This window comes from Mycobacterium sp. 852002-51057_SCH5723018 (assembly GCF_001667035.1).
Classification (GTDB): domain Bacteria; phylum Actinomycetota; class Actinomycetes; order Mycobacteriales; family Mycobacteriaceae; genus Mycobacterium.
In genome coordinates this window covers 1-14908 of record NZ_LZIR01000115.1, presented here as the reverse complement: position 1 = coordinate 14908, position 14908 = coordinate 1, and the positions used below count along the sequence as shown (strand labels likewise).

The 14908-nt window shown below is 67.5% G+C and carries 13 protein-coding genes; 8 read left to right on the top strand and 5 right to left on the bottom strand.

Features of this window, described 5'->3' with window-relative positions; all coding sequences use genetic code 11:
- Position 1: 1 nt before the first annotated feature.
- Both A5764_RS23620 and A5764_RS23615 read right to left on the bottom strand, forming a co-directional pair.
- A complete protein-coding gene (locus A5764_RS23620; protein ID WP_067118069.1) occupies positions 2–838 on the bottom strand; it encodes an SDR family oxidoreductase in 837 nt (278 codons plus the stop codon).
- A 3-nt stretch (positions 839–841) separates the two neighbouring features.
- On the bottom strand, positions 842–1645 hold the full coding sequence (locus A5764_RS23615) for an SDR family oxidoreductase (protein ID WP_067118066.1): 804 nt from the start codon (positions 1643–1645) through the stop codon (positions 842–844).
- Between the two features lie 162 nt (positions 1646–1807).
- Here A5764_RS23615 and A5764_RS23610 point away from each other — a divergent pair, with 162 nt between their 5' ends.
- The 6 genes from A5764_RS23610 (at position 1808) to A5764_RS23585 (ending at position 9534) form a co-directional block, all read left to right on the top strand.
- Complete coding sequence (locus A5764_RS23610) at positions 1808–2236, top strand: MmpS family protein (RefSeq protein ID WP_156664840.1); 429 nt, start codon at positions 1808–1810, stop codon at positions 2234–2236.
- The gene (locus A5764_RS23605) at positions 2233–5073 is read left to right on the top strand and encodes an RND family transporter (protein WP_304441343.1); all 2841 of its coding nucleotides are present in this window, start codon (positions 2233–2235) and stop codon (positions 5071–5073) included. The genes A5764_RS23610 and A5764_RS23605 overlap by 4 nt, the downstream gene beginning before the upstream one ends.
- Positions 5070–5444, top strand: coding sequence for an SRPBCC domain-containing protein (locus A5764_RS23600; protein WP_067118059.1), 375 nt, complete (start codon positions 5070–5072; stop codon positions 5442–5444). The genes A5764_RS23605 and A5764_RS23600 overlap by 4 nt, the downstream gene beginning before the upstream one ends.
- Before the next feature lie 10 nt (positions 5445–5454).
- The gene (gene guaA / locus A5764_RS23595) at positions 5455–7050 is read left to right on the top strand and encodes a glutamine-hydrolyzing GMP synthase (protein ID WP_067118057.1); all 1596 of its coding nucleotides are present in this window, start codon (positions 5455–5457) and stop codon (positions 7048–7050) included.
- 237 nt (positions 7051–7287) lie between these two features.
- Positions 7288–7968 (top strand): hypothetical protein, encoded by a 681-nt coding sequence (locus A5764_RS23590; RefSeq protein WP_067118054.1) that lies wholly within the window; start codon positions 7288–7290, stop codon positions 7966–7968.
- 3 nt (positions 7969–7971) lie between these two features.
- Positions 7972–9534, top strand: a complete 1563-nt coding sequence (locus A5764_RS23585; RefSeq protein WP_197501701.1) for a DNA polymerase Y family protein — start codon at positions 7972–7974, stop codon at positions 9532–9534.
- Between the two features lie 189 nt (positions 9535–9723).
- On the opposite strand, the gene A5764_RS23580 is transcribed toward A5764_RS23585, so the two are convergent.
- Complete coding sequence (locus A5764_RS23580; protein ID WP_067118050.1) at positions 9724–10383, bottom strand: TetR/AcrR family transcriptional regulator; 660 nt, start codon at positions 10381–10383, stop codon at positions 9724–9726.
- 141 nt (positions 10384–10524) lie between these two features.
- Here A5764_RS23580 and A5764_RS23575 point away from each other — a divergent pair, with 141 nt between their 5' ends.
- Positions 10525–11388: an LLM class F420-dependent oxidoreductase gene (locus tag A5764_RS23575; protein WP_067118046.1), complete on the top strand. Its 864-nt coding sequence runs from the start codon at positions 10525–10527 to the stop codon at positions 11386–11388.
- Here A5764_RS23575 and A5764_RS23570 read toward each other — a convergent pair.
- Positions 11385–12560: an alpha-hydroxy-acid oxidizing protein gene (locus A5764_RS23570; RefSeq protein WP_067118043.1), complete on the bottom strand. Its 1176-nt coding sequence runs from the start codon at positions 12558–12560 to the stop codon at positions 11385–11387. The genes A5764_RS23575 and A5764_RS23570 overlap by 4 nt on opposite strands.
- Positions 12561–12766: 206 nt before the next feature.
- On the opposite strand from A5764_RS23570, the gene A5764_RS23565 reads away from it, so the two are divergent.
- Positions 12767–13879: an enolase C-terminal domain-like protein gene (locus A5764_RS23565; RefSeq protein WP_067118040.1), complete on the top strand. Its 1113-nt coding sequence runs from the start codon at positions 12767–12769 to the stop codon at positions 13877–13879.
- On the opposite strand, the gene A5764_RS23560 is transcribed toward A5764_RS23565, so the two are convergent.
- Positions 13842–14795, bottom strand: a complete 954-nt coding sequence (locus tag A5764_RS23560) for a nucleoside hydrolase (RefSeq protein ID WP_067118037.1) — start codon at positions 14793–14795, stop codon at positions 13842–13844. The genes A5764_RS23565 and A5764_RS23560 overlap by 38 nt on opposite strands.
- Positions 14796–14908: the final 113 nt, after the last annotated feature.

The following is a 14908-nucleotide window of genomic DNA, read 5'->3' as shown; positions in this document are numbered from 1 at the left end:
ACTATAGACGGCACGCGGCCATGCTCAAGTTCCACAGCCGTTTCCGGTTCTCCGGCGTGTTCGACTCGGACTTGACCTTTTTCGCCTTGGCGTTCGCGAAGTACTGTCCGGAGACTTGCGCCGAATCTTCAGACGTGGCGAGGAAAACCGAGGTGGCGGCGCCCTTGTCGGGGGAGATCGAAAACGGCAGCGCCGCATAGGTCATCGCACGGAGGGCTCCCCGGGCGTCCCACATCATCGGTGTCCTGACGATCCCGGGATGCACGGCGTTCGCCGTGACCCGCGTCGACGCCAGCCGGTGCGCCAACTCGATGGTGAACAACAGCACGAGGAGCTTGGAAGCCGCATATGCGCGGATGGCCGAATATCGTTGCTCGCCTTGCAGGTTGTCCGGTTCGAACTTGCCTACGCGGTACACGCTCGAGCTCAGGTTGACGATTCGGCCCCGCGCGCTCCTCTTCAGTTCGTCGAGCAGCAAATGGGTGAGGTAGAACTGCGATAGGTAGTTGACCTGAAAGGTCGTCTCATAACCGTCCTCGGTCAGAGTGCGCCGCGTCATGACGACTCCGGCGTTGTTGATCAGCACGTCCAGGCGCGGGTAGCGGACCGCGAACGTTTCGGCCAGCCGCTGCTGCTGGGCGAGAGACCTGAGGTCGGCGGTGAGGTAATCGACGTCGTGATTGCCGGTGGCCGCGACGATTTCCAATATGACGCTTGCCGCCTTGGCTTCGTTGCGTGCGGCGAGCACGACGGCATACCCCTTCTGGGCCAGCCCGGTCGCGGTGGCCTTGCCGATGCCGTCGGTGGCGCCGGTGATCAGGCAGATTGGCTTGTCCATGAGCTATTGGGCGGCTGTGTCGACCTGCGAGGGCCGCGACAGCATGCGCGACATCATGGAGCGGGTCAACGCCGCGGGCACGAGCGCGGCGCTGACCCGGTTGACCCGGCCCGGTATGCAGTTGGCGCGATTGCGCTGCAGGGCGCGCAGCGCCTCGCGGGCGCAATTGTCCGGTGTCATGGGCGGTATCGGCAGTTTGTCAGGGTCCAGGCCCAGCTCGGCTAGCACGGGGGTGCGGGTCGGTCCCGGGTGCAGGACGGTCACGTGCACGCCGTGCTTGGCCAACTCGCCGTGCAGGCCAGCGCCAAGGCTGGTCACGTAAGCCTTGGTCGCCGCAGTGTTCGCCATGTAGGGCACGCCGTGGATCGCGCCCAGCGCGGACACCAGCAGGATGCCGCCGCGGCCGCGCCGCGCCAGCCGTTCGCCGAAGTAGCGGCTCAGGGCCAGGTGTGCAGCGGTATTCAGCCGCAGGACCGCCCGCTGCGCCTGCAGGTCGGAGCTCAGGAAGGGCCCGGGCAGGGCCACGCCCGCATTCGACACCAGCAGACCGACGTCGATGTCAGTGGTGGCCTCGGCGACTGGGGCCAGCATGCCCGGCTCGGACAGGTCGACGTCGACGGCGCGATAGTCCACACCGTGGCGGTCCGCCAGCGCCGCGCCGACGTCCCGCAGCATGTCCAGGCGCCGGGCGACCAGCACGACGTTGATGCCCGCGGCGGCGAGCTGGTTGGCGAACTCGCGCCCGATCCCCGATGACGCGCCCGTCACGACGGCCCAGGGCCCGAATTGGTTTGCATTGATGCTCATGTCGTTGTCCTTCTCGCGGTCATAGCAAGCTAGTTAGCCAACTTACTATCTGTGGCTCGCGCTGGCAACCGGGCAAATCTAGTCCGATTGCGCGCGTTAGTGGAGTAATACTATGTTAGTTCACTGACTGACTACGCTACCAAAGAGAGGCTTAAGACGGAGATGATTGTCGTCAAGCGCGCGTGGATGCCGCTGGCCATCGCGGTCTTGGTCGCGATCGCGGGTTTCGCCGTCTACCGGCTGCACGGGATCTTCGGTGTTCACCCCACCACGTCGGCGGCGAGCGCCCGCGCCGATGACATCAAGCCCTTCAATCCCAAGCGGGTAACCCTCGAGGTCTTCGGCGCGGCGGGGGCCGTGGCCGACATCAACTACCTCGACGTCAACGCCGCACCGCAGCGAGTTGACGGCGCGGGATTGCCGTGGACCTATAGCGTGTCCACGACCGCCCCGGCGGTCAGCGTCAACGTCGTGGCGCAGGGCGACGGTGAGGTCATCGGCTGCCGAATCACGGTGAACGGCGGTATCAGGGATCAACGAACCGTCGAAGGGATCCACCCCCAGACCTTCTGCCTGGTGAAGTCCGCGTGATCGCGCGAACGGTTCGCCGGCTTTCGGTGCCGATCCTGCTGTTCTGGCTGGGCCTAGCTGCCGTCACGAATATCGTAGTGCCACAACTGGAAGCGGTCGGAGAAACGCACGCGGTGTCGATGAGTCCCGACGATGCACCGGCGATACAGGCCACGCAGCGCGTCGGCCGAGTTTTCCACGAATTCGACTCCGACAGTGCGGTCATGGTCGTCCTGGAAGGCCAGGCGCCGCTGGGTGATGCGGCGCACCGGTTCTACGACGACCTGATCCGCAAGCTTGCGCAGGACCACAAGCACGTCGAGCACGTCCAGGACTTCTGGGGCGATCCGCTTACCGCGGCCGGCTCGCAGAGCGCCGACGGTAAGGCCGCCTACGTTCAGGTCTTCCTCGCCGGTCGCCAGGGCGAGACGCTGGCCAATGAGTCCGTCGACGCCGTCCGGCACATCGTGTCAACGACGGTGGCGCCCAACGGAGTTAGGGCATACATCGCCGGACCCGCGGCCGTGACCACCGACGAGCTCGAATTCGGCGACAAGAGCGTCCGCAAGGTGATGGGTGTGACGGTCGCGGTCATCGTACTGATGCTGCTGATCGTGTACCGATCGCTGGTCACCGTCCTGCTGACGCTGCTGATGGTCTTCATCGAATTGCCTGCCGTGCAAGGGGTGATCGCATTTCTCGGAAGCCGCGGAGTCATCGGGCTTTCAACGTTCGCGGTTCAGATCCTTCCGATACTCGCCATCGCCGCGGGCACGGACTACGCGATATTCGTCGTGGGCCGGTATCAGGAGGCCCGCCACGCCGGCGAGGACCGGGAAGCCGCCTACTACACCATGTTTCGCGGTAGCGCCCATGTCGTCCTTGGCTCGGGCCTGACCATCGCGGGCGCGATGTTCTGCCTCAGCTTCACCAGGCTGCCCTATTTCCAAACCCTGGGCGCGCCGTGCGCGATCGGGATGTTCACGATGGTCGCGGGCGCGCTGACGTTGGGTCCGGCGATCCTTACTTTGGGCAGTCGTTTCGGGTTGTTCGATCCCAAACGGAACATGAAGACGCGGGGTTGGCGCCGGCTGGGAACCGCCGTGGTCCGCTGGCCCACGCCCATCCTCGCGGCGACCTGCGCTATCGCTTTGGTCGGGCTGCTGGCCCTGCCGTCGTTCACGACGAGTTACAGCGACCGCAAGTACCTGCCCGCGATCACGCCGTCCAACATCGGATACGCCGCCGCGGACCGGCACTTTTCACCGGCACGGTTGAATCCCGACCTGCTGTTGATCGAGACCGACCACGACATGCGCAATCCCGCGGACATGCTCGTCCTCGACCGAGTGACCAAGGGCGTCTTCCAGGCCGACGGTGTCGCTCGCGTTCAGGCCATCACCAGGCCGCTGGGCACCCCCATCGAGCATACGTCCATCCCGTTCCAGATCAGCATGCAGTCCACCACGCTGACCGAGAACATGAAATACATGCACGACCGCATGGCCGACATGCGAGGCGTCGCCGATCAAATGACGGGCGTCATCGACACCATGCAACGCATGCTGGTCCTGATGCGCGGGCTCGCCGACACCACGCACGACGTGGCGGGCCAAACCAGGCAGATCGTCGCCGACACCAACGACGTGCGCGATCGCATCGCCGATTTTGACGACTTCTTCAGGCCGCTGCGCGGCTACTTCTCCTGGGAGCGGCACTGTTTCGACATCCCCGTCTGCTGGGCGCTGCGATCGATATTCGATGCGCTCGACGGCGTCGACAAACTCACCGGTGACCTGGGCGGTCTGGTGAAAGACACCGACAGGCTGGATACCCTGATGCCGCAACTGATCTCGCTGCTGCCGCCGATCATCGGCGCGACAATGACCATGCGCACGATGACGATGACCATGTACAGCAGTTTCTCGGGCCTGCTGGATCAAATGGACGCCGCGCAGCAGAATGCGACCGCCATGGGGCAGGCGTTCGACGCCGCGAAAAACGACGATTCCTTCTACCTGCCTCCGGAAGTGTTCGACAACCCCGACTTCAAACGCGGCCTGTCGATGTTCCTCTCGCCCGACGGGAAGGCGGCGCGGTTCATCATCACCCATGACGAGGATCCCGCAACCCCCGAGGGCGTTTCGCACGTCAACGCGATCAAAAAGGCCGCCAAACACGCTGTCAAGGGGACCCCCTTGGAAGACGCCAAGATCCAGCTGGGTGGCACCGCCGCGACGTACAAGGACATGAGTGACGCGGCCAAATACGATCTGCTCATCGCCGGGATCGCCGCGGCCTGCCTGATCTTCGTCATCATGCTGATCCTCACCCGCAGTGTGATCGCCGCCCTGGTCATCATCGGCACAGTGCTGCTGTCGCTGGGATCCTCGTTCGGACTGTCGGTGCTCGTCTGGCAGGACATCCTCGGCATTCCCTTGCACTGGCTGGTAATAGCGATGGCGCTGATCGTCCTGCTGGCCGTGGGATCGGACTATAACCTGTTGCTGGTCTCCCGATTCAAAGAGGAAATCGGCGCGGGCATCAAGACCGGCATCATCCGCGCCATGGGCGGAACGGGGGCGGTGGTGACCTCCGCCGGCCTGGTGTTTGCGTTCACCATGGCTTCGTTTGTGTTCAGCGATCTGCGGATCATCGGCCAGTTTGGCACCACCGTCGGCATCGGACTGCTCTTCGACACCCTGGTCGTGCGATCGCTCATGACGCCGGCGATCGCCGCCCTGCTCGGGCCGTGGTTCTGGTGGCCCCGACGCGTGGGCCTTCGAACTCGCGCCGCGAGACTCCCTGCGGCCGAGGTGGTTTCAGCTATGACCGTCAACGAAAGCGTGCGCCCATGACCTTCCGGCGCCCCAGTCACCACACGCTCTCGGACTCGATACGCCTCGTCGCGCCGCCCGGCAAGGTGTGGAACCTGATCACCACCGTCGCCAGGATCACCGAGTGGTACGACGCGTGGGACGCCGTCGAACACGCCGCCGATGAACAACGGCTCCGGGTAGGCACGACGTTTCGGCTGATCCGGCACCGTATCGGCCGCGACGAAACCGCGCTGTGCCGCGTGACCTCGGTAGAGGCACCGAGACGCTTGTGCTGGCTGCAGCACTCCCCACGCCTACCCATCATGTCGATCGAGTTCGATCTGGTCCCCGCCGCCGAAACAACAACCCTGCTGAACCACACGAGGACCTGGTCGAAGCGCAGCCACTAAGCTGATTGCCATGGCCGAACCCGCTGATCCCGCCGCGGATGGACCGCCTCACCGGCCGGTGTTGGTGGTCGACTTCGGCGCGCAGTATGCGCAGTTGATCGCCCGCCGGGTCCGGGAGGCGCGGGTCTTTTCCGAGGTCATCCCGCACACCGCGTCGGTCGAGGAGATCAAGGCACACAACCCGGCGGCGGTCGTGCTGTCCGGCGGGCCGGCCAGCGTGTACACCGAGGGCGCCCCGCAGCTCGATCCGGCGCTTTTCGACCTCGGGCTGCCGGTGTTCGGCATCTGCTACGGGTTTCAGGCGATGGCGCAGGCTCTGGGCGGGACGGTCGCGCACACCGGTACCAGCGAGTACGGCCGGACGGAACTGAAAGTCCTTGGTGGCGACTTGCATTCGGGTCTGCCCGACGTTCAGCCGGTCTGGATGAGTCACGGCGACGCGGTCACGGCCGCGCCCGACGGATTCGACGTGGTCGCCAGCAGCGCGGGCGCCGCGGTCGCCGCCTTCGAGAACCGCGGCCGGCGCCTGGCCGGGGTGCAGTACCACCCGGAGGTGATGCACACCCCGCACGGGCAGCAGGTGCTCAGCCGGTTCCTGCACGACTTCGCCGGGCTGGGCTCCGATTGGACGCCCGCCAATATCGCCGACGCGCTGGTGGAGCAGGTGCGTGCGCAGGTCGGCGACGGCCATGCGATCTGCGGGCTGTCGGGTGGGGTGGATTCGGCGGTGGCCGCGGCGCTGGTGCAGCGCGCCATCGGTGACCGGCTGACCTGTGTCTTCGTCGACCATGGGCTGTTGCGTGCCGGCGAACGCGCGCAGGTGCAGCGCGATTTCGTCGCCGCCACCGGCGCCAACCTGGTCACCGTCGACGCGGCGGAGACCTTCCTGCAGGCGCTGGCGGGGGTGACCAACCCCGAGGGCAAGCGCAAGATCATCGGCCGCCAGTTCATCCGGGCGTTCGAGGGCGCGGTGCGAGACATCTTGCAAGACAGTGGGGCAGACACCGATTCTCAGGTCGAGTTCCTGGTGCAGGGCACGCTGTACCCCGACGTGGTGGAGTCCGGCGGTGGCAGCGGCACCGCCAACATCAAGAGCCATCACAACGTCGGCGGCCTGCCCGGGGACCTGAAGTTCAAGCTCGTCGAGCCGCTGCGGCTGCTGTTCAAGGACGAGGTGCGCGCCGTCGGGCGCGAGCTGGGCCTGCCGGAGGAAATCGTTGCGCGCCAACCTTTTCCGGGGCCCGGCTTGGGCATCCGGATCGTCGGCGAGGTCACCGCGAAGCGGCTGGAGACGCTGCGGCACGCCGACTCGATCGCGCGCGAGGAGCTCACCGCTGCGGGCCTGGACAACCAGATCTGGCAGTGCCCGGTGGTGCTTTTGGCCGACGTGCGCTCGGTCGGCGTGCAGGGCGACAACCGCACCTACGGGCACCCGATCGTGCTGCGGCCGGTGTCCAGCGAGGACGCCATGACCGCCGACTGGACCCGGGTGCCCTACGAGGTGCTGGAGCGGATCTCGACGCGCATCACCAACGAGGTGGCCGAGGTCAATCGCGTGGTGCTCGACATCACCAGCAAGCCGCCCGGCACCATCGAATGGGAGTAGCTCTGCGCGGCTTGTCCGTGCGGCTCCTTCGCGACACATAACCAGTTGCGACGACACGCCGACGGGAGCCGCAGCGGTTTATATCTGGCGGATTCTGGCGCCCCATTGCGCCCATCAGCCACTCCAGTACCGAGCGCATAAAGCAGCCTCTCACGTTTCTTGACGGTTGTCGGAGGGCGGGTGTTAACTCCAGCTGTATCGAACATACATTCGAAAAACCAGGCAGGAGGCTTCGCCATGACCACGGCTTTCGCCTCCGACCACCGCCGGGAAAACCGCGCTGAGCAGCTGAAATCGCTGCGGCGACGGATGGCCGAGCTATCCGGAAAGACGTCCGGGCGCGCCGCCGCCCGCATCGACGAGCTGCTGCCGGAATCGGAATCCTACGTGGCGCTCCCGCCGTGGCTGGCGGAGTCGCTGCCGGCGCCGTTGCCGCGCGGGACGGTGGCGGTGCTGTCGGGGGCCCGGTCGTTGCTGCTGGGCATGGTGGCCGCGGTGACGGCGGCCGGCGGCAACGTCGCGATTGTCGGCCACCCCGACATCGGGTTGCTGGCCGCCGTGGAGATGGGCGCGGACCTGAGCCGGCTCGCGGTGATACCTGATCCCGGAACCGATCCGGTGGAGGTGGCCGCGGTGCTCATCGATGGCATGGACCTGGTGGTGCTCGGTCTGGGCGGGCGCCGGGTGCCGCCGACCCGGGCGCGGGCGGTGGTCGCGCGGGCCCGTAATAAGGGCTGCACCCTGCTGGTCACCGACGGCGACTGGCAGGGGGCGCAGACGCGGCTTGCGGCCCGGGTCTGCGGCTATGAGATCACGGCGGGCGGCCGCCCGGGTTTTGGCCGGATCGGCAGGGTGCGGCTGCAGGTCAGCGGGATGTGCGCGGGCAGACGGGTGATCGGCCGGGCGCGAGCCGGGTGACTTCTGGTGGTTTCTTCCCGGGTGTTGGCGATCTGGTGCATGGACTGGCCCGCGGTCGCGGCGGCGGCAGCAGCGGACCTGCCCGCGACGGCCCCGGTCGCGGTCACCCTGGCCAACCGGGTGATCGCCTGCTCGTCGGCCGCCGGCGCGGCCGGGGTGCGGCGGGGGTTACGACGCCGGGAGGCGGCGGCGCGCTGCCCGCAACTGCACGTCACCACCGCCGACGCCGACCGCGACGCCCGCTTCTTCGAAGGGGTGGTCGCGGCGGTGGACGACCTGGTGCCCCGCGCCGAGGTGCTGCGGCCCGGGCTCCTGGTGTTGCCGGTGCGCGGGGCGGCCCGCTATTTCGGCTCCGAACAGCAGGCCGCCGAGCGGCTGATCGACGCGGTGGCTGCAGCCGGCGCCGAGTGTCAGGTCGGGATCGCCGATCAGCTGTCCACCGCGGTGTTCGCCGCCCGGGCGGGCCGGGTCGTGGAGCCCGGCGGCGACGCGAGGTTCCTGTCGGTGCTGTCGATCCGGCAGCTGGCCACCGAGCCGAGCCTGTCCGGCCCGGGGCGAGAAGAACTGACGGACCTGTTGTGGCGGATGGGAATTCGCACCATCGGGCAGTTCGCCGCGCTGTCGTCCACCGACGTGGCCTCCAGGTTCGGCGCCGACGGGGTGGCCGCGCACCGGTTCGCCCGCGGTGAGTCCGAGCGGGGCCCGTCCGGGCGGGAGCCGCCGCCGGAACTGGTGGCCGTGCTGGACTGCGATCCGCCGATCGACCGGGTAGATGCCGCGGCATTCGCCGGGCGCTCGCTGGCCGGCACGCTGCACCAGGCGCTGATGGCCGCCGGGGTGGGCTGCACCCGGCTGGCCATCCACGCCGTCACCGCCAACGGCGAAGAGCTGCAACGGGTGTGGCGGTGCGCCGAGCCGTTGACCGAGGACGCCACCGCCGACCGGGTGCGCTGGCAACTGGACGGCTGGTTGAGCAATCGGACCGCCGACAGGCGGCCCACCGGGCCGGTAACGCTGTTGCGGTTGCAGGCGGTGGAGGTGGTGTCCGCCGAGGCGCTGCAGTTGCCGCTATGGGGCGGCCTGGGCGAGGAGGACAGGCTGCGCGCCCGCCGGGCGCTGTTGCGGGTGCAGGGCCTGCTCGGGCCGGAGGCGGTGCGGGTGCCGGTGCTGTCCGGCGGTCGCGGGCCCGCCGAACGCATCACGCTGACCCCGCTGGGTGACGAGCCGGTGCCGCGGGCCGACCCGGGCCCGCCGTGGCCCGGGCAACTGCCGGAGCCCTCGCCGGCCGTCTTGCTCGACGACACGGTGGAATTGCTTGACGCCCAAGGAAACCCGGTGCGGGTCACCAACCGCGGGATGTTCTCGGCCGAGCCCGCGCGGTTGACCGTGCACGGCCGGGACGAGCCGCTGTGCTGGTGGACCGGGCCGTGGCCGGTCGACGAGCGGTGGTGGGATCCCGGCGCCAAGGGCCGCACCGCCCGCGCGCAGGTGTTGCTGGAGGGCGAGCGGGCGTTTCTGCTGTGCTACCGCCAGCGGCGCTGGTACTTGGAGGGCAGCTACGAGTAGACCTTTACGGGTCGTCGGTCAGGACACGGCGACCGGTCCAAAGCTGCCCGAATGCTGTGTGCTCACACCGCCGAGCGGCATGACGCCGCAGTTGCGACCTTCGACGAGATGGTACGCCACATTTAAGAATGCCAAAAGCCTTGCAGGAGTTGACAACTCGAACTGAGCAATTTTGTAGCCCGGGCCCCGTCAGAAACGAAGGTCTTTGCTTCGGCCATGAGCAGTCTCCCCGGTTTGTGTCGACGTAAGCAACGTATACGGTTCATGCCCCGCACCGATACCGAGCGTTGTCGCGCTGCTAAGCAGTTGCTTTAGTGCGGCATCGGCTATCTCGCCGAACGGTTCCTCATTGCCACGATCTGCCCATCGTGCGCAGGTGATGTCGAACGCAAGCATGCCGATTTCCGCGGCCAGGCGTGCGGCTGTCTCATCGGTTCCTCGTGCGCGCAGCGCATCGGCTAGGGCGGTAGTAAGGCGGGCACGCTTGAGCAGTTCGCGCTCGTGCAGTTCGCTGTTGGCGACGATGACCGCACGACGCAGCGGCAGGATCTCGTGTCGCTCCGGGGTGAACACGGCCGCCGCCGACTGCAGGGCGGCGGCGACGCATTCGATCGGCGCGGCCGACGGGCTTGCCGCGCGCGCACCGTCGCTAATGCGATCGGCAAGGATGTCCTGACCGGCGGAGAGGACTTCGCGTTTGTCGGCAAAATGCCGAAAGAAACTGCTCTTTGTCAGTCCGGCTCGGTCGGCGATCTGCGCAACGGACGTTGCGTCGTACCCCTGCTCTGCGAACAGCTCCAGAGCGGCTCGTTCAAGCCGTTCGCGTGCATTCGGTTCCCACCGTGCCATAGCCAGAGGCTACTTGATAAGACCAAGTCGCATTACCGTGCTACAGTGACAGGACTAAATCTTATCACTGTTTACGGCCACCGACGCCAGTAACGTCGCTGGCCCGACCAGTCCAATGTTGCGTGAAAGGGGAACTCTGCCATGCGATTAGGTGTTCATTTTGTCAATTACTCACCTCCTCCCGGCGAGCAGATCGGCCCGACTTTGGCGCGGGCCGCTGTCCTCGCCGACGCCGCCGGCGTGGCTATGTTCACACTCCCTGACCACTTCCTGGGGGTCGGTGATGCGCACAACCCGTTTTTAGAGTGCTACACCTCTTTGGGCTTCCTGGCGGGTCAAACGAAAGCGATCAGGCTGAGCGCCCTGGTCACCGGAGTGACGTACCGCCACGCCGGCGCGCTTGCCAAAACCGTCAGCACCCTCGATGTGCTCTCGGGAGGACGGGCCATGCTCGGTATCGGCGTGGGCTGGTACGAGCGCGGGCACACCGCGCTAGGCCTGCCCTTCCCTCCGGTGCGGGAGCGATTCGAGATTCTCGAGGAAACCCTCCAAATCTGCCGGCAGATGTGGAGCGACGACGACGGCCAGTACACCGGCAAGCACTACCAGCTCGCCGAGACGATCTGCGAACCGCGACAACCCCGACGCACGCCGATCCTCATCGCCGGCCGTGGCGAGAAGAAAACGCTGCCGCTGATCGCGAAGTACGCTGACATATGGTCCGGCGGCGCAGAATCAGCCGAAGAGCTCGAGCACAAGATGGGCGTGTTGAAGCGACACTGCGACGCCGTTGGCCGCAACCCCAACGATATCGAAAAAACTGCCGGCTTCTTCTTCCGTGATCCGTTCGACGACCTCGACGGGTTCCTTAGGGACGTTGAAGCCTGTGCCGCGCAGGGGATCTCATTAATCCACGTCGGCGTGATGCCCGGAAACCCCGACCCCATCGGCTTCATCCAACGTGTGTGCGACGAGCTGTTGCCGAAGCTTGCTGCAATAGGTTAATAGCCGTGCGCTTCAACATGTCCGACATGCCGCAACGCGTCGGGTGTGAGGTCCTTCAGCGAGGCATACCCGTCGACGGCCATGATCAGGTCCGCCTCGGCCAGCAGGGAGCGCAGCACGTGCACGATGCCGTCGACACCTCCGAGCGCCAAACCGTAGGCGTAGGGGCGGCCGATCCCCACCGCGGTCGCCCCCATCGCCAGCGCCTTGATGATGTCGGCCCCGCTGCGGATCCCGGAGTCGAACAGCACCGGCAGCCCGTCGGCGGCCTCGAGCACCCCGGGCAGGCAATCCAGTGCGGGCAGCCCGCCGTTGGCCTGGCGGCCGCCGTGGTTGGAACAGTAAATACCGTCGACGCCAAGGTCTTTCGCCCGACGCACATCGTCGGGGTGACAGATGCCCTTGACCAGCAGCGGCAGGCTGGTCTCCGACCGCAGCCACTCCAGGTCCTCCCACCGGAACGGGCCACCGAAGATCGGCAGCTTGCGCACCGCGGCCTCGGTGGCGTCTTCGCCCGGTTGCAGGCCGGCGCGGAAGACCGGGTCCGAGGTGTAGTTGCTCAGGCACCCGCTGGGCACCTGGGGGTAGTTGCCGGCGCTCAGGTCGCGCGGCCGCCAGCCGGTGACCCAGGTGTCGAGGGTGACCGCGATCGCCTTGAAACCGCATGCCTCGGCGCGGTGCACCAGGCTGGCGGCCATCTCGCGGTCGGGCGGCGTGTACAGCTGGAAAAAGCTTGGGGTATCGCCGAGTTCGGTGACGACGACCTCCATCGGGTCCGATGTCAGCGTTCCCACGCAGAACGGCACGCCCGTGCGCGCCGACGCCCGCGCCGCGGCGATGTCGCCGTGGCCGTCCTGGGCGCACACGCCGATCACACCGATGGGCGCCATGAAAATCGGCGACGGCAAAGTAATGCCGAACAGCTCCACGCTCGTGTCGCGCTGCTCGGGGGCGATGCCCATCCGCGGGTACAGGCCCCACCGCTTGAAGGCCTCGCAGTTAGCCCGCTGGGTGTGCTCGTCGCCGGCGCCACCGGCCACGTACCCCAACACTTTCGGCGGCATTGCCGCGGCCGCCTTGGCCTCCAGATCGGCGAACCTGATCGGATAGGGCGGCTGGCGGCCGGCCTGCCCCTGTTCGTAGAGCTCGTTTTGATACTCGGCGAAAGCCATGTGCAGATTCCTTGCCGGGTTAGGGACGACCGGGCGGCCGGTCGGCTTGGTGGGCCCCCGGCATCGGCACCATCGGCTGGTCGCCGCAGATAAGTGCCAACGGCAACGATTGCCGAGGGCCACGATCTGTCGGCTACCCGCCGCGATGCCCGGCAAAACAGGGCGACGGCGGGTTTTCCCGGTCGTGTTCGGGTAGTCCCCCGGGCATGGCTTTGCATGCGAGCGTTCCGATCCCGATCGAGTCCGTGGAGGCCGCGGCGTACACGATCCCGACCGATGCGCCGGAGTCCGACGGCACCCTGGCCTGGGACTCGACGACCTTCGTTCTGGTCAGTGCGCGGGCCGGTGGCCAGGTGGGGACCGGTTACACCTACGCCGGGACGCCCGTCGTCACCGTCGTGCGCTCCAAGCTGGCCGACGTCGTGTCCGGCGAGGACGCCTTGCAGCCGCCGGCCCGGTGGGCGCAGATGCAGCACGCGGTCCGCAATCTCGGCAAGCCCGGGCTGGCCGCCGAGGCGATCTCGGCCGTCGACATCGCGCTGTGGGACCTGCGCGCCCGGCTGCTGGACGAGCCATTGGTCATCGCGCTGGGCGCCATCCACGACGTCACACCGATCTACGGCAGCGGCGGGTTTACCTCCTACGACAACGACACCCTGCGCGCGCAGCTCGCCGGCTGGGTCGAAGCCGGCATTCCACGGGTCAAGATGAAGGTCGGGCGCGACCCCGACGCCGACATCGGCCGGGTCGAAGCAGCCCGCTCGGCGATCGGCGACGACGTCGAGTTGTTCGTCGACGCCAACGGCGCCTACCACCGCAAGCAAGCGCTGTGGTGGGCGCACCGCTTCGCCGACTACGACGTGTGGTGGTTTGAGGAGCCGGTGAGCTCCGACGACCTCGACGGGTTGCACCAGCTGCGCGAGCACGGCCCGGCCGGCATGGACATCGCCGCCGGCGAATACGGCTATCACCTGCCGTACTTTCACCAGATGCTGGCCGCCGGCGCGGTGGACTGCCTGCAGGCCGACGTGACCCGGGCGCTCGGCATCACCGGTGTGCTCAAGGTCGCCGCGCTGTGCGACGCGCGGGGGATGGACCTGTCGCTGCACTGCGCGCCGCAGATCAGTGCCCAGGTCGGCACCGCCGTCTGGCATATGCGGCATCTGGAGTACTTCCACGACCACATCCGGATCGAAGGCCTTGCTTTCGACGGCACCATCGAACCCGAGGCGGGCGGCGTGTTACGCCCCGACCGGTCGGCGCCGGGACACGGGTTGACCGTCAAGCATGCGGATCTCGAGCAGTTCCGGGTTGCTTGACGCCGGCCAGCCGGCGCGCGAACCGCCCGACCCGCTCGATGAACCGATCGAAGAAGGTCGCGGGGTCCACGCCGATCCCGATCCGTGCGTTGGGTTTTCGGGCTCCCGACCAATCGGCGGCCGTCACGCCCCTCGTCGGGACGTCGGCCAGCTCGATGTCCACCCTCGCCGCCCGGGTCGATACCAACTGTGGGTCCAGCGCCGCCGCGGCCGCCAGCGGGTCGTGCATGTAGGCGACGTAGCCGTAGCCGCGGGCCTCGTGGGATTCGAAGTAGAACCGCATCGCGTCCTCGATCACCCGGATCAGGGGCGACGGGCCCACGACTGAGCTTTCAGACGCCAGCCGGGCCAGGATGTCCGGTGTCATGGCGACGCGGCGGGTGAGGTCCAAGCCACAGATAACCGGAAGTTGTTGTTGCGCAGCCCAACCGGTGAAGACCTCGCTCGCCGCCTCGGGGTCCACCCGGATGTTCCATTCGGCCATCGGATTGGTGTCGGCGCCGAACGCGCCGCCCATGATCACCAGCCGGCGCAGCAGCGTGGGCAGCGCGGGTTCGGCACGCAGGGCCAGCGCCAGGTTGGTCAGCGGCCCGGTCACCACACCGGTAAGGTCGCCGGGATGATCGCGCGCCGCGGTCACCCACGCCGCGGTGGCGTCGTGGGTGGTGAGCCGGCGATCGGTCGGGGGCAGCTCGGCATAACCTAAGCCCTTGGGGCCGTGGAACTCTGAATGGTGCGACCAGCGGCCGCGCAGTGGGTCGTCGGCGCCCTTCGACACGGGAATGCCTGGGGCCCTGCATAATTCGAGCAGACCCAGGTTGTTGGCACACACCTGGTCCACGGGGATGTTACCGCCGGTTGACGCGATCCCCACCAGCTCGGCGTCGGCGCTGGCCAGCAGGTATATCAACGCCATCGCGTCGGGGGGGGGGGGGGGGGGGGGGCCGGCGGCCCCGGGGGGCGGGCCCCCCCCGCGCCGGGGCGGGGCGCCCGCCCGCCGGGGGCCCCCCCCCCCCGGGGGGGGCCGGG

Coding starts and splice junctions, on each gene's coding strand:
- A5764_RS23600 (WP_067118059.1), top strand. CDS start 5,070: ATGACCTTCCGGCGCCCCAGTCACCACACGCTCTCGGACTCGATACGC.
- A5764_RS23615 (WP_067118066.1), bottom strand. CDS start 1,645: ATGAGCATCAATGCAAACCAATTCGGGCCCTGGGCCGTCGTGACGGGC.
- guaA (WP_067118057.1), top strand. CDS start 5,455: ATGGCCGAACCCGCTGATCCCGCCGCGGATGGACCGCCTCACCGGCCG.
- A5764_RS23570 (WP_067118043.1), bottom strand. CDS start 12,560: ATGGCTTTCGCCGAGTATCAAAACGAGCTCTACGAACAGGGGCAGGCC.
- A5764_RS23580 (WP_067118050.1), bottom strand. CDS start 10,383: ATGGCACGGTGGGAACCGAATGCACGCGAACGGCTTGAACGAGCCGCT.
- A5764_RS23560 (WP_067118037.1), bottom strand. CDS start 14,795: ATGGCGTTGATATACCTGCTGGCCAGCGCCGACGCCGAGCTGGTGGGG.
- A5764_RS23575 (WP_067118046.1), top strand. CDS start 10,525: ATGCGATTAGGTGTTCATTTTGTCAATTACTCACCTCCTCCCGGCGAG.
- A5764_RS23620 (WP_067118069.1), bottom strand. CDS start 838: ATGGACAAGCCAATCTGCCTGATCACCGGCGCCACCGACGGCATCGGC.
- A5764_RS23565 (WP_067118040.1), top strand. CDS start 12,767: ATGGCTTTGCATGCGAGCGTTCCGATCCCGATCGAGTCCGTGGAGGCC.
- A5764_RS23590 (WP_067118054.1), top strand. CDS start 7,288: ATGACCACGGCTTTCGCCTCCGACCACCGCCGGGAAAACCGCGCTGAG.
- A5764_RS23610 (WP_156664840.1), top strand. CDS start 1,808: ATGATTGTCGTCAAGCGCGCGTGGATGCCGCTGGCCATCGCGGTCTTG.